We start from the raw sequence: 13,932 nt of genomic DNA on the forward strand, positions 1-13,932 counted from the left end.
GGGGGTCGGACGAGGAAGCCGCCGTCGATGTCGGCCGTTTCAGGAGTCGGTCTCGGGTGCGAGGACGTTGAGGGCTCCGTAGCGGCCTCCCCTGACGCGTGCGGGGTCGAAGAGGGCGTCCAGGTGGGCCGTGTCGTCGGCGCTGAGCCGGACCGAGGTGGCCGCGAGGTTCGCGCGGATGTAGGCCGGACGTCGGGAGCCGGGGATCGGGACGATGTCGTGGTGCCTGGCCAGCAGCCAGGCGAGGGCGATCTGGCCGGGCGTGTGACCGGTGCTCGCGGCGAACTCCTCGAGTGCGTCGACCAGTCGGCGGTTGTGCTCGAAGTTGTCGCCCTGGAACCTGGGCAGCGTGGAGCGGAAGTCGTCGAGGCCGAAGTCCGCTCCCCGGCGCAGGGTTCCGGTGAGCATGCCGCGGCCCAGCGGGCTGTAGGGCACCAGGGTGACGCCCAGGCGCCGGCACTCCGGGAGCACCTCGGCTTCGATGCCGCGTTCCCACAACGAGTACTCGCTCTGGAGCGCGGCGACGGGGTGGACCGCGTGGGCCCGCCGCAGGACGTCCGCGGAGACCTCGCTCAGGCCGATCGCACGGACCTTGCCCTCGGCGACGAGTGCGGCCATGGCGCCCACGGTGTCCTCGACGGGGACGTCGGGGTCCAGCCGGTGGTAGTAGTACAGGTCGATCCGGTCCGTGCCGAGCCGCTTCAGGCTGGCCTCGCAGGCGGACTTCACGTACTCGGGGCGGCCGTCGAAGAAGCTGCGGCCGTCCGGGCCGGGGCGCGCGGAGAACTTGGTCGCGACGACCGCGCGGTCCCGGCGGCCCTGGAGCGCCCGGCCCAGCAGTCGCTCGTTGTGGCCGAAGCCCGCGACCGGCCGGCCCGGGGTGGCGCTGCCGGCCCCGTAGTAGTCCGAGGTGTCGAAGAGTTCCACGCCCGTCTCGACGGCCTCGCGGATGGTGGCGACCGAGGTGTCCGGGTCCGCCGTTCCGTAGAACTGCGACATCCCCATGAGCCCCAGCCCGACGGGCCGCACCGAGATTCCGGAGGCGCCCAGCGGCGTACGGGCCGCCCTCTCGGAGGCTGCGTTCATGGCCTGGACCGCCTTCGTCTCGTTCCGTCGGCCCGGCACCCGAATAAGAGGCCGCTGGACCTTTACGTCTTCGACCTTAAGATCCCACTGGCCTCTTGTCGAGCTGTGGAGGTTCACGGTGAGGAGTGTCACCACTGCGGCGATACGTCGTCCGGCCCCCTCCCCCGCCCCCCGACACCCTCGCCACCCGCAACGACCTGGCCTACTGCCTGGGCGAGGCCGGTGACACCGAGAAGGCGATCAGCAACTGCACCGGACTGCTCACCGCACGCACACGTGTCCTCGGCCCAACCACCGACCACGAGGCGGCCGGTTCACGCCATGCGTCCGGCCAGCGTGCCGCACAGGTCGTCCAAGGCGTCCTTCGCATCGCAGGGTGGCAGTTGAGCGAGGATTCCGGCCGCCTTCCTGGCCTGGTCACAGGTGTAGGCGCGGGCTTCGGCAAGGACGGGGTGCCGCCTCAGCAGGGTCAGGGCCTCGTGACGCTGCTCCCTGGTGGTCGGGCCTTCCCCGATCAACACCCGGAGCCGGGCGTCCTGCGGGCCGGTGCCGTCGGCCCACCGTGACTTGAGCATCAGGACGGGCAGGGTGGGCACTCCGTGCAGCAGATCCGTGCCCGCGGTCTTGCCCGACGATCCGCCCTGGATGTCGATGATGTCGTCCGCCAGCTGGAAGACGACACCGATACGCTCACCGAACTCGCTGAAGCGTGCCACCGTCTCCTGGTCGGCGCCGGAGAGCAGGGCGCCGAGCCGTGCAGCCAGAGCGATGAGCGAGCCCGTCTTGTCTCCGATGACGTCCATGTAGTGCGCCACGGGGTCATCGCCCGGGCCCGGGCCGCTCAGTTCCAGTGCCTGGCCCCTGACCAGGCGGCTGATGACTCCCTCCTGGGCACGGATGGCGTGCTCCCCGATGGCTGCGACGAGTTGGGCGGCGCGGCTGAGCAGGAAGTCCCCCGAACGAACGGCGACCAGGTTGCCCCATCGGGCGTTGACGCTGGGCACGTCGCGCCGTACCGGCGCCTGGTCCATGACGTCGTCGTGATGCAGCGTCGCGAGGTGTGTCAGTTCCACCGCTGCCGCCGCTTCGACCACACCGGGTGCGTACGGGTCTCCGAACTGCGCGGCAAGAAGAGTGAGGGCCGGACGCAGGCGCTTCCCGCCCGCCTTGATCAGATGCTCGGCCGCCTCACCGAGCAGGGGTATGTCGCTCTTGGCGGAATCGAGCAGTACGTTCTCGACCGAGGCCAGTTGCCCGGTGATCCGGCGGTGCAGTCGCCGATGGCGGATACGCAGACCGATGCCCCGGGAAGGGGAGGGCGCACCGGCTTCCTTGTCGTTCATCTGTACCTCACAGGTCCGGCCGGCGCGGATGTCCCGCGCCGGCCGGATGGTTGGGACGGCTGGATGGTTGGGGCGGCTGTCAGCCGCGGGTCATGGCGAACACGTGCAGGGCCGGGACATCTGCGGCCAGCACCTTGCTGATGTCGGGCAGCGTGACGCTGACCGGCGTCTTCCCGGACTGCAGGGTCACACCGACATAGTGGATGTAGCCGGGCTGGGCATACTTCTGGTTGTTCTGCCGGTTCTGGTAGGCGGACTTGACGGCGACGTCACCGGACGTGTTGAACCAGTCGGGCCCGTTCAGCGTGAACTGCTGGCTGGTGCCGTCCGAGTAGCGGATGGTGGCGGTGCCACTGGCGGGTCCGTAGGCCGACGCGACGAGGAAGCCCAGGGTGCCTCCCCGGGTGCCGTCGACGGCGATGGTCTGGCCGGAGGCGAGGGCGTTGTCGAGCGCGCCGACGGTGTACGTACCGAGGGTCGACGTGGCTCCGGCGGTGGCGGGCCAGGTGAAGACGAGCCCGTTGCGGCTGACCTTGCCGCCCGGACTCGCGCCCGCGGCGGCCAGGGCCTCGGCGGAGAAGCTGCTGCCCCAGCCGTCCACGTCGCCGTACTGGGTGGCGGTGTCGTGGGTGACGGCGACGTTGTTGAAGGCGTCCGTCAGGCTCTGTGCGATGTTGCCCAGCCCCATGGCGTAGACGTGCAGGGCCGGGGTGTCCGGTGTGGGCTGCTCGCTGATCTGAGGCAGTTTGACGCTGACCGGGGTCCTGCCGGACTGCAGTTTCACCCCCGCGTAGTGGACCGTGCCGGGCAGCTGCCGTGACCCGTTGTCCGCCGTGTTCTGGTAGGCGGTGGTGACGGCCGCTTCACTGGTCGTATCAGTCCAGTTGGGGCTGCCGAGGTCGAAGGTCTGGACGGTGCCGTCGTCGTAGTAGACCTTGCCCTGGCCGCTCGCCGCGCCGGCCGTGGCGGACACCAGGAAGCCCAGGGTGTCTCCGCTGCCGGTGACGGCGATGGTCTGGCCGTTGGCGACGGTGTTGTCCGCCTTGCCGGTGCCTGCGGTGGCGGGCCATGTCAGGGCGACACCGCCGTGGGCGATGCTGGAACCGGGCGTCACTCCGGCTGCCTGCAGGGCCTGCGCGGAGTAGCTGTTGCCGGCGCCGTCGACACTGCCGGCGGCGGAGGCCCCGTCCTGGGTGACGGACACGTTGTTGAAGGTGGCCGCCAGCGAGGTGGCCGCCGGGGCGGGCGTTTCAGGCTGCGCCGGGGGAACCGTACCGTCCAGGTAGGCGATCGCCTGGTTCACGGTGAGGCCCACTGTCTCCTGGGCGACGAAGCGCTGCCGTTCCCTCGTGACCAGCTTCGCGAATGTCGGTATGCCCTGCGCCTCGGCTGCGATCACGGTCTGGTCGGCGAGGGCGTTGGCCGAGTCGATCTGTTCCTGGGTGATGACGACCGTGTCCCCCTCCCCTGTTCCGATCGAGTCCAGAACGGGGTGCCAGACCTGCACGGTCTTTGTGAACTGGTCGAGGAGATCCCCTTCGATGGCGAGGTTCTTCTCGAACGTGTCCCGGTTCTCCAGGTAGAGGTTGCTGTAGTAGCTGATCGCCGGCGACGAGGTGATCGTGGAGACGTTGTACGTGTGGATGAGGGAGCCGATCACCTCGTTCAGACCAGCGCCTCCCGGGGCGAGTGCCCCGGCGTTCGCGCTGATCGTGTCCACGGTCAAGCAGTTGGTGGTGGCACCGCCGGAGCAGCCCGGAGGCCGGGGGTCCCTGGTGTCCGTGTCGATGCCCACCTCACGGAATGCGGCGTGGACGGAGGCCGTACGGGGGTGGTAGAGACCGTAGAGGTCCGCCGACGCCTCGACCATGACCTGCGCGGCCTGCGCGAAGCGGGTCCCGGTGGTCATGTAGACGGTGACGGCCCGCCAGAGGACGTCTTCGGCGTAGTCGGTGCCGATCTTGTTGGCCATGTTCCACAAGGCCTTGTTGATGATGCCGCTGTTGGTGTGGACCCCGCCGTAGTCCCCGCACTTCAGCACGTACTGGCTCATCGAGTTGGGCTGGCCGTGATCCTCCGGATGGATCATGTCCCGGAAGGGCCCGGAAACGTCCAACTCCGAACCGACGAGCCAGTCCGGCTCGCGGGCATTGCGGGACCTCTCGGCCATCTCACCGAAGAAGTCGGAGATGCTCTCGTTCAGCGCCCCCGTCTGGAAGCTGTACGGGAGTGCTGCTGTGGCCTCGGTGATGCCGTGCATCATCTCGTGCCCGGTGACGTCCTGCGAGAGCATGCCGTCGCCGTACTCCATCTTGTGGGCGTTGAGGTCCCACTGTGCGTTGACCCACTTCTGGCCCACGTGGACCTCCGCCACCAGGGGCATTCCGGCGCCGTCGATGCTGTCGCGGCCGTACCTGTCCCTGAAGTGGGTGTACACGACGCCGGTCTGGGAGTAGGCGCGGTCCGCGTCGCGGTCACCGGTCTCGGGACCGCCCTCGACGCGCACGGTCTTCCCGTTGTTGCTCGTGTGCTGCGCGTCGATGATCGTCCGGTTCAGGGCGGTCTCCGACCGGGGCTCGGTCCCGACGATGCCCTTGGAGCCGAGCGCGTCGACGAAGATCCGCTCGGCGGTGCCCGACCTGCTGGACAGGTCGACCTGCCAGGCCAGAACGGCCTTGGCGTCCACTCCCGGCTGCGCCGTGCCCGCGTACACCACCAGTTCCGGGGCGCGGGCGGGCTTCTCCGCGTCGGGTACGGCGTCGCCGGCCTTCTTCACCGCCGCCGCACGGCTGAGCTTCGGAGTCGTGGACGCCGGGGCGACGAGGTCCGGCCGCAGCGCGTTCGAAACAGCCGTGACCTCCTTGCCGGCCTTGTCGACATGCACGCCGATCTCGGCTCCGTAGACCGGCACACCGCCCAGTTCCTGGTTGTACCAGAAGTGCCGCGCCCCAGTCGGGTCGGGCACCTGAAGGCGCTCGTCCGCCTTCTTCGGCGTCAGGATGCCGTCGGTGCCCGTGACTCCGAAGACCTTTGCGTGGTCGTCCAGCCAGCCCGCAACGCCCTTCGCGGGCAACGTGCTGCGCAGTCCGGCCAGGTTGGCCGGGACGCCCGTCCGTGGGTCGTCCACCGACCTGAGCTTGGTGCCCGGTTCGTCCTTGAGGGACTTCAGCGCGTCGTTGACACCAGGACGGTGCCACTTCCCCTGGTGGCCGCCTGCCTCGTCCTGCGGGCGGGCCACAGCGGCACCCGCGGACATCAGTGAAGCGACGGTGACCACTGCGGCGCCCACCGCGACGGCCCGCTCCGTGTGCCGGCGGGCCCGCACGGCCTGCTGGCGGGGCCGCGCCGCTCCGGCGGGCAGGAATCTCACCACCGCGCCCCCGATCAGCAGCGCCCAGCTCGCCGAGGCGAGGACCGTCAGCCTCGCGGACGCGGACAGCGCCATCACGGCATGCGTGTCACGCGTCGCGATCTGCGCGGCACTTGCCAGGACGGCGAAGGCACCCGAAGCGGCCACCAGCAACGGCCACTTCGGAAGGGCCAGGCGCCTCGCACCGGCGGCCACGACCCACCCGACGACCGCGGCTCCGACCACCGGACCGGCCGCGATCAGTACCAGCTCGGACCGCTGCTCCACGACCCACTGCGCCGTGATGTGACCGTTGAACGGCGACATGTGCCATTGCACCGGCACCCCAGTGCCCGCGACGAGCCCTCCCACCGTCCCGGAGAGGTCGGGATCGAGATACTTCGCGACGAGGACATCGAAATACGTGTTGCTATGTGCGGCAACCACACGCAGAGCGCCCTGCACGGCCGCAAGGGCCGACACCAGGCCCGCCAGCGCGGCAGCCAGGGCCAGGCAGGCCATGTACCAGCCTCTTCGCAAGAAGAGCATGAATGTGTTCTCCCATGAACGTATCCACGAGGAAGCTCGGTCACCGTGCAGCCGGCTTCATCCGGTCGCCCCTCTTCTGGGGTTCGATGGAGACACGTATAAGGCCGCGATAAAGTTCACATGATCAACACACGGTACACAGCCAGGCAATGCCCTCAATGACTGCGCACACAACGCCAGTTGGGATACTCCAACAGGTACGGCCACGTCCTCGGCTTCCCCCCGCAGGTGCCCGTAGGTGTGCGTCGGTCGTCGTGGCCACCGCCCTGCTCACCGTGTCGGTTCCGCTCACCGCCACGACGACGGCCGCGCCGACGCCCACGTCACGGAGTCCGGCGACGACCTCCACGTGTACCCCACCGAGGCCCTGCCGTACGTGGCTCAAGGCACCCTGGACCGAAGGTTGTTCGACGTCAGCGGCCTCGTCGCCGCAGGTACGACGACGCGCACCGCGACCGGCTGCCGCTGATCGTCTCCTACCGTTCCGGAAGCACGGCGGCGCGCGGCACCCCGCCCATCGGCGCCACCCGTACCCGTGACCTCAGCAGCCTGCGCGGCGCCGCCCTCGCCCAGGACCGCGACCGGGCCGCCGACTTCTGGGACGCCGTCACCGACGCGACCACCGCCCGTACGGCCGGGGCGGCCCCGTCGTTCGGCGCCGGCTGGACGGGACTGGTGACGGCGACGGCGCGCACTGGCGCCGGCAGGCCGACGCGGACGGCGGCGTGGACCTCCCGGTGCTGGGGACGCGTCTCACCGTCGTCCCGGCCTGACCGCCCGGGCCCGCCCGGCGTCACAGGTGTGAGGGGGAAGGTTCTTTCCCCGGCAGAAACCTGTCTCTCCCACATCGGGGCGAGAGGGCGGATGGTGAATGTGTGCCCGGCGGACAACCGGACTGGGCAACCTCAGCACCGCCCTTCTTCTCGAGGAGAGTTCTCATGGCCAGGACCCGTGTCAGCTTCGACAGCGCCGGTATCGAGATCGCCGCGCACCTCTACACCCCCGACACCGCCACCGCCGACGGCGGCCCGCGGGCGGCGCTGGTGGTCGGGCACCCGGGCACCGGGGTGAAGGAGCAGACCTCCGGCACCTACGCCCAGCTGATGGCCGAGCGCGGGTTCGTCACCCTCGCCTTCGACGCCGCCTACCAAGGCGAGTCCGGCGGCCTGCCGCGCGGTCTGGAGGACCCCGCCCAGCGCATCGAGGACTTCAAGGCCGCCGTCTCCTACCTCACCACCCGCGACGAGGTCGACCCCGAGCGCATCGGCCTGCTGGGCATCTGCGCCTCCGGCGGCTACTCGCTGGCCGCGACCGGCGGCGACCACCGTGTCAGGGCGGTGGCGACCGTGTGCACCGCAGAGCCCGCCCGCCAGTTCCGCTACGGCGCCGACGGCTCCCAGGACCCGGCCGTCTTCCAGACCCTGCTGGACGCCGCCGCCCAGGCCCGTACGGTCGCCGCCCGCGGTGAGGACCCGGGCGTGATGACCATGTTCCCCGACACCGCCGAGCAGGCCGGGGCCCTGGGCGGCGAGCACGGGGTGGAGGGCTGGGAGTACTACTGCGGGGCCCGCGGCCATCACGAGCGGTCCGCGAAGTTCCTCGCCTGGGAGAGCGTCGACAAGACGGCCTCCAGCGACGTCTTCCGCGCCGTGCCCCTGATCGGTCCGCGCCCGATCCTCCAGATCATCGGCGAGCGCGCCGTGACCGCGTGGATGGCCGTCGAGGCCCACCAGGCCGCCACCGGGCCCAAGGAGCTCCACCGCATCCCGGGTGCCAGCCACGTCGACCTCTACGACAAGCGCGAGTACATCGACCCCGCCGTCGACAAGCTCGCCGACTACTTCACCGCCCACCTCACCAAGTGACCGACCGCGCGTCGCCACCGTCCGCGCACATGTGCGGGGTGACATGACGAAGGGGCCGACAGCTCACATGCTGTCGGCCCCTCGTGGTGTGTGCCCGGCGGTACCGGGAGCGGGTCACTTGGCCTGCAGGGGTCCCGCGAAGGACTTGCGCAGGGAGCCGGGGGCGGCCAGGGGGAGGAGCGAGGCGAGCATCTTGCCCTTGAGGGTGCTCGGCTCCCGGGTCAGTTCGACGTCGACGCGGGTGCCGTCGCCCTCGGGGGTCATCTTGAAGACCCAGCCGCCGCCGGCGCCGAAGAGCTTGGAGTCGAGCGTGGTGATGGTGACCGTGTCACCGGCGGGCTCCCACTGGTAGCGCGCCCGCTCCCAGGCCGCGGCGGTGCCTTCGGTGACCTCGGCCCAGGTGTCGCCGAGGTCGTGGACCTCGAAGTGGTCGGCGTCGATGGTGGGCCAGGACTGGGCGCGGGAGGGACCGAAGTCGGTCAGCACCCCCAGGACGTCCTTGGGGGCGAGCTGGGAGACGAGGTGGAAGCGAACGACTGCCATGGGATGTCCTCACCGGAAGTAACTGTTCTGAGCGGTGACGGAAGATTCGCACCTCTTCACGTCACCTGTCAAGGCGGTTATTCTGAAGAGGTGTCCAGCCATCTGCCAGGAGGTCCGCGTGAGACATGTGTTTCCGTGCGGGTCACCCGCGCTCGACTTCGTGGGGACCCTGGAGGCGCGACACACGCCGCTGCCGATCGAACGGATCGCCACCACCGGACTGCTGGACGCGTGGTTCGTCGAGTCCGGACTGCTGGACCGGGCGCCCGGATCCGCCGAGGCGGACCTGCGGGCCGCGGTGGGACTGAGGGAAGCGATCTACGCCCTGGTCAGGGCATGTCTCACCAGCCGGGACCTGCCCGCCGGGGCGGTGACCGCCGTGAACCGGCAGGCCGCCGGGGAGCCCGTCACACTGGCCCTGGGCCCCGACGGCCCCAGCCGTTGCGGCACCGCCCGCCACGCCCTCACCGACCTCGCCCGCGAGGCCGTCGAACTCGTCTCCGGAAGCGAGGCGGAACTGCTGCGCGAGTGCGGGCATCCCGACTGCACCCAGATCTACCTCGACCGCTCCCGGGGCCGCCGCCGGGAATGGTGCGCGATGCGGACCTGCGGGAACCGGGTCAAAGCGGCGGCCCTGCGGGCCCGGCGCCGCAGGTGACGGCCGACCGTCGGTCCCTGCCCTCGGCACGGAATGAAAGAAATGCGTTATTCATCACGATAGTTCAGGGACCGAAGGGACCGTTTGCAGGTTATCCGGCCCGGACAAGGCATGGGTTCAGTTCAGCGCCCTCAGCGCCCCGCTGACCGCCGACTCCAGGAACGCCCGGTCGGCACGCGCCCGCCCCATGACCCGGATGCCCTGGATGAACGTGGTCAGGAAACGGGCGAGCTCCACCGGACTGTGCTCGCCCCCCAGTTCGCCCCGCGCCCTGGCCCGCCGCAACGCCTGCGCCAGCACCGACTCCACGGCGTCCATCGTTCTGCGCACCTGTTCCACCGTGCCGGCGTGGGATGCGCGTTCCGTGGTCGCGCCGACCAGCAGACAGCCGCACTCCGGGTCCGCCGCGTCGGCCGTGACCATGGTGATCAACAGGCCTCGCAGCGCCGTGCGGATGTCGGAACCGGCCCGGACGTCCCGGTCGAGAGCCGCGACCAGACCGTCGCAGTAGTGCTCCAGGGCGCGGGCGTAGAGACCGTCCTTCGAGCCGAACGCCGCGTACAGGCTGCCGCTGCCGATCCCCAGCAGTGCCGTCAGCCGTGGCACCGGCGTGGCGTGGTACCCCTGCCTCTGGAACAGGCTCATGGCCCGTTCCACCGCCACATCGGTGTCGAACGCACGAGGGCGTGCCACTGCGGGATCCTTTCGTCGGCGAGCCCACGGACTGGTACTCGTCAGCGAGGTCTCCACGCGCGGGCGAGTGTGTCGACTCTGCCAGCTCGAGGACGGGAAGGCTTCAGTCGATCGACTGTCGGAAACTCCTTCCGGCCGGGTTACGTATCGAAACGAGCAGAGACATGTGCGACGGGGTGATGTGCGGTTAGCCTCGACGGCATTGACGGCAATCAGTCCGAGGACCCACATGCAGGTGCACCTGAATCCCCCACTGGAGCCCGGAAACGCGCCCCGGCACGCCACTGCCATCGTCGCGACCGCGGCGGACATCAGCGGTGCCGAGCTGGACTACAGCCCGGAGAGCGTCGTGCTGGTGGAGGACATCGTCGACGGCTTCCGAGCCGAAGGTGTGACCGGCGAGGACATGGCCGAATCACTCGTCGCATTCGGCTGCTACCTGGGAGAAGTCCTGATCCGGCACGTCGGCGGCGTCTGGCGGCCCGCACCGACCGCGCACCCGGCGACCGTACCCGTGGTCGTGGAGCTGCCCGACGCACGGGAGTACCACCCGATCGACTGGGTCTTCCGACGTCTCGCGTTCGGTGCCGACGTCAGTCTCCGCGATCTGTGCGCGGCGGCGGGCACGGAGCACGGCTCCGCGGAGGGACACCCGCGCGGATGAGTGTGTACGCGAACACATGGCACATCTGCGTGCTGCGCGCACCCGGGCACCGGACACACCTGCCGGCTGCCGGGGACGTACGCATGGGCCGGTCCGCCGTGGCCCGCTACGCCGCGAGCGGTTCTGAGGGCTGCTCTTCCTGGCCGAGGTCGAGGCCGAGGTCGAGGCCGAGTCGGGGCGCGTGCCGCTGACCGCGGCGGGTGGAGTGGAGGTGGCCGGAGTGGACCAGGTGGCGGTTCAGACCGTCTGACGGTCGCTCAGTACGTCGGCCAGCTGCGCCCGCGCCGTGACGCCGAGGCGGGGGAAGATGCGGTAGAGGTAGGCGCCGATGGTGCGCGGCGAGAGGTCGAGAAGTTCGCCGATCTCGCGGTTGGACAGGCCGCGGCCGGCGAGTTCGGCGACCCGCAGTTCCTGGCCGGTGAGCAGTTCGCGGGCCGCGGCCGGCCGGGGCCCGGCGCCGCTGTCGGCCCGTTCACCGGACGCCCGCAGCTCCGCGGTGATCCGTGCCTCGCGCGCCTGGGCGCCCATCATGCCGAAGGTGGCCGCCGCCTGCCGCAGGGTGGCCCGGGAGTCGGCGGACTGCCGCAGCCGCCGCAGCCGTCGTCCGTGGGCCAGCCGCAGGGGTGCCTCCAGGAAGGGCCGGCCGGACAGGTCCTCGGCGAAGGCCCGCTCGAACAGTGCCTCGGCGTCCTGGTCGTCCGCCAGGACGGCCCGCGCCACCGTGATGCGGAGGGCGGTGTTCGGGGCGCACTCCGCGCCCAGCTCCGCCTCCAGCCGGTCCAGGACCGCGCGCGCCTGTGCCGAGGCGTTCACGGCGTGGGCCGCCTCCGCGAAGGTCACCAGCGCGAACAGGGCCGCCGGGCTCCTCCGGGGGCCGGACAGCAGGGTCGACAGCGCCGTGTGGGCCCCCGCGAAGTCGCCGCCCTCCGCGAGCGCGCAGGCTCTGCCGACCGCGAGGACCTCGTCGATCGAGCGGACCGCGCGCCGGGCGGCCTCGAGTCCGGGGCCGCGGGCCGGAGCCACCGGGCCGCCGGTGCGCAGACCTCGTACGAGGGTCTCCAGCAGACGGGCCGCGGCCGTGTGGTGGTCCTGGCCGTGGTCCGCGGCGAGCTCCGCGCACCGTCGCAGCGCATGGGTGCTCTGCCCCCAGTCGCCGACGGCCAGGTGTGCCAGGCCCTGCCGCAGCAGCACCCGGGGCAGCTGGTCGGGCACGTCGTGGAAGCGGTGGCGGCGCTCCGCCCGCCGGTACAGGTCCAGCGCCCGCAGCGGGTCGCCGGCGAGCAGGGCCGCCTCACCGAGGCGTTCGAGGTCGCGTACGGGCAGGTCGGCGAGGCGCCGGACGGCGCGGACGCCCGCGAGGACCGTCGCGGCCCGGCGGACGGGACCGACCGTGGCCATGGCCTGGAGAAGCCTGGGGTCCTCGCTCCGGTCCGGTATCGCGTCGAGGAAGGCGAGCAGCGCCTCGGCGCGGGTGTCGTCGCCCGCGATGGCGGGTGCCGTGATCCGGGCCAGCTCCAAGGCGTTCTCCTGCTCGGCCGCGCCGTCGGGGACGGGCCAGGCGGCGGGCTCGGCCGGCGAAGGCGTGCCGCCGGTCCGCGCGAGGGCCTCGGCGCACAGGGCGCCCAGCGGGCCCAGGGGGCGGTGCGAGGCCAGGTGAGCCATCGTCCGGGTCATGCGTTCCAGTCCGAGGACGTGGGCGAGCTGGGCGGCCCGCAGCGCGCAGCGGCCCTGGTCCGCCGGGGTGGGATGCAGCTCGGCCGCCCGGCGCAGCAGCCGTACGGCCATGGCCGGTTCGCGCTGTTCCAGCGCCTGGCCGTGGACCGCTTCCAGCCGGTCGGCGAGGTCCGGGTCGTGGCCCTCGACCGCCTGCGACAGATGCCAGAGCATCCGCACCGAACCACGGGGCAGTACGGCGGCCAGGGCGGCGTGCGCGGTACGGGCGCGGCGCGGGTCGATGTCGTGGACGACCGCCCCCGGCGTCGTGGGGTGGCCGAAGACCAGCCGCAGGCCGTCGAACGCCACCAGGCCCTCGTGCTCGGCCGGCTCCAGCGTCGCGAAGCCCAGCTCGGTGCCCGCGATCCGCGACGCGGCCGACAGCAGCAGCGGCAGGTCTCCCGCCGGGTGCAGCGCCGCCACCAGCAGCAGGTCCCGGGTGCCTGCGGGCAGCAGGGCGGCGCCCGGTGCCATGGCGGCGGCCAGCCGGTCGGACGAGGCGGGCACGCAGGGCGGTGAGTCCTCGGGGCGGGCGGGGAGTTCGAGCAGTGCCAGGGGGTTGCCGGCCGCGGTCGTCAGCACGTCGCGGACGGCCTGGGCGTCCAGTCCGGGTCGCCGTGCCGCCAGCAGCCGGGCGGACCGGGCGTAGCTCAGCGGGCCGAGGGAGAGGTGGGGCAGGCCGGCCAGCGGGGCCAGGCGTGCCCGGTGCGGGCGTGCGGTCATCAGCAGCCCGATCGGGTGGCCCTCGGTCCGCCGGGCGACGAAGGACAGCACCTCCCTGCTGGGTTCGTCGAGCGCGTCCCAGTCGTCCACGGCCACCAGCAGGGGCTGTCCGGCGCTGACCGACTCCAGTACCTCCAGGACGGCGTACGCCAGCCGCGACCGCCCGCCCGGGGCGGGGGCGCCGTCCACCAGCGGCTCCAGGGCGTCGAGGCGGCCGTCGGCGTTCAGGGAGCGTGCCGAGGTGCCGAGCGCCGGCCGGACGAGCCGGCGCAGGCCCGACAGGTCGGAGGGGTTGCCGCCGCGGATGCCCGCGCAGCGCAGGACGCGTGTCCCGGCGGCCGTCGCGGTCTGCACGGTGGCCTCCAGCAGCGCCGACTTGCCCGAGCCGGGGTGCCCGGACACCAGGCGGGTCGCGCCGTGGGCGGTCGCCTCGCGCAGGAAGTCCCGCAGTCCGGCCAGTTCGGCGTCGCGGCCGAGGAGGGACGTGCCGTCCGGCAGGGTCCCGGACGGTGTCCCGGGGCAGGTCTCGGACGGTGTCCCGGTCAGGGTTCCGGGGGCGAGGAGCGGGACCGCAAGGTCGCCCGGCTCCGCGGCCGTGAGCGTGAGCGTGAGCGTGAGCGGGGAGAGCCTGGTCTGCGCGTTCATCGATGACCCCTGTTCCGCGGCGAGCGTTCCCGCCGGGACCAGGGCGCGCTCTCTTGCCTCCTGCCATCCCAGTGGAAGGGGGCCTGCGGAACCAGGCAGTT

10 protein-coding genes are annotated in these 13,932 nt (G+C 71.5%); 4 read left to right on the forward strand and 6 right to left on the reverse strand.

What is annotated here, in order from left to right; translation table 11 throughout:
- Positions 1-39: 39 nt before the first annotated feature.
- From ACIPSE_RS39035 to ACIPSE_RS39045, 3 genes are all read right to left on the reverse strand, one after another.
- Positions 40-1,086, reverse strand: a complete 1,047-nt coding sequence (locus ACIPSE_RS39035; RefSeq protein ID WP_401672705.1) for an aldo/keto reductase — start codon at positions 1,084-1,086, stop codon at positions 40-42.
- 314 nt (positions 1,087-1,400) lie between these two features.
- Positions 1,401-2,429 carry a polyprenyl synthetase family protein gene (locus ACIPSE_RS39040; protein WP_401672709.1) on the reverse strand — a complete coding sequence of 343 codons (1,029 nt, stop codon included), beginning with the start codon at positions 2,427-2,429 and terminating at the stop codon, positions 1,401-1,403.
- Positions 2,430-2,508: 79 nt separating this feature from the next.
- On the reverse strand, positions 2,509-6,327 hold the full coding sequence (locus ACIPSE_RS39045) for a M4 family metallopeptidase (RefSeq protein ID WP_401672712.1): 3,819 nt from the start codon (positions 6,325-6,327) through the stop codon (positions 2,509-2,511).
- 238 nt (positions 6,328-6,565) lie between these two features.
- On the opposite strand from ACIPSE_RS39045, the gene ACIPSE_RS39050 reads away from it, so the two are divergent.
- A complete protein-coding gene (locus tag ACIPSE_RS39050) occupies positions 6,566-6,796 on the forward strand; it encodes a hypothetical protein (RefSeq protein ID WP_401672714.1) in 231 nt (76 codons plus the stop codon).
- A gap of 469 nt (positions 6,797-7,265) precedes the next feature.
- On the forward strand, positions 7,266-8,192 hold the full coding sequence (locus ACIPSE_RS39055; protein WP_401672716.1) for an alpha/beta hydrolase: 927 nt from the start codon (positions 7,266-7,268) through the stop codon (positions 8,190-8,192).
- Positions 8,193-8,306: 114 nt separating this feature from the next.
- Here ACIPSE_RS39055 and ACIPSE_RS39060 read toward each other — a convergent pair whose 3' ends face one another.
- The gene (locus ACIPSE_RS39060) at positions 8,307-8,735 is read right to left on the reverse strand and encodes a hypothetical protein (protein WP_401672718.1); all 429 of its coding nucleotides are present in this window, start codon (positions 8,733-8,735) and stop codon (positions 8,307-8,309) included.
- Positions 8,736-8,853: 118 nt separating this feature from the next.
- Between ACIPSE_RS39060 and ACIPSE_RS39065 the strand changes: the two genes are divergently transcribed.
- Positions 8,854-9,393 (forward strand): CGNR zinc finger domain-containing protein, encoded by a 540-nt coding sequence (locus ACIPSE_RS39065; protein ID WP_401672721.1) that lies wholly within the window; start codon positions 8,854-8,856, stop codon positions 9,391-9,393.
- Between the two features lie 117 nt (positions 9,394-9,510).
- Here the strand turns inward: ACIPSE_RS39065 and ACIPSE_RS39070 are convergent, their stop codons facing one another.
- Entirely contained in the window at positions 9,511-10,086 is a 576-nt protein-coding gene (locus ACIPSE_RS39070) for a TetR/AcrR family transcriptional regulator (RefSeq protein WP_401672724.1), read from the reverse strand.
- A 229-nt stretch (positions 10,087-10,315) separates the two neighbouring features.
- On the opposite strand from ACIPSE_RS39070, the gene ACIPSE_RS39075 reads away from it, so the two are divergent.
- Entirely contained in the window at positions 10,316-10,750 is a 435-nt protein-coding gene (locus ACIPSE_RS39075; protein ID WP_401672726.1) for a hypothetical protein, read from the forward strand.
- A 237-nt stretch (positions 10,751-10,987) separates the two neighbouring features.
- Here ACIPSE_RS39075 and ACIPSE_RS39080 read toward each other — a convergent pair whose 3' ends face one another.
- Entirely contained in the window at positions 10,988-13,831 is a 2,844-nt protein-coding gene (locus tag ACIPSE_RS39080; protein WP_401672728.1) for an AAA family ATPase, read from the reverse strand.
- Positions 13,832-13,932: the final 101 nt, after the last annotated feature.

This window comes from Streptomyces sp. NPDC090106, assembly GCF_044747265.1.
Taxonomy (GTDB): Bacteria; Actinomycetota; Actinomycetes; order Streptomycetales; family Streptomycetaceae; genus Streptomyces.

Bases quoted from the DNA above. Each gene is read 5' to 3' on its own strand.
- ACIPSE_RS39035 (WP_401672705.1), bottom strand. From the start codon at position 1,086: ATGAACGCAGCCTCCGAGAGGGCGGCCCGTACGCCGCTGGGCGCCTCC.
- ACIPSE_RS39040 (WP_401672709.1), bottom strand. From the start codon at position 2,429: ATGAACGACAAGGAAGCCGGTGCGCCCTCCCCTTCCCGGGGCATCGGT.
- ACIPSE_RS39045 (WP_401672712.1), bottom strand. From the start codon at position 6,327: ATGCTCTTCTTGCGAAGAGGCTGGTACATGGCCTGCCTGGCCCTGGCT.
- ACIPSE_RS39055 (WP_401672716.1), top strand. From the start codon at position 7,266: ATGGCCAGGACCCGTGTCAGCTTCGACAGCGCCGGTATCGAGATCGCC.
- ACIPSE_RS39060 (WP_401672718.1), bottom strand. From the start codon at position 8,735: ATGGCAGTCGTTCGCTTCCACCTCGTCTCCCAGCTCGCCCCCAAGGAC.
- ACIPSE_RS39075 (WP_401672726.1), top strand. From the start codon at position 10,316: ATGCAGGTGCACCTGAATCCCCCACTGGAGCCCGGAAACGCGCCCCGG.
- ACIPSE_RS39080 (WP_401672728.1), bottom strand. From the start codon at position 13,831: ATGAACGCGCAGACCAGGCTCTCCCCGCTCACGCTCACGCTCACGCTC.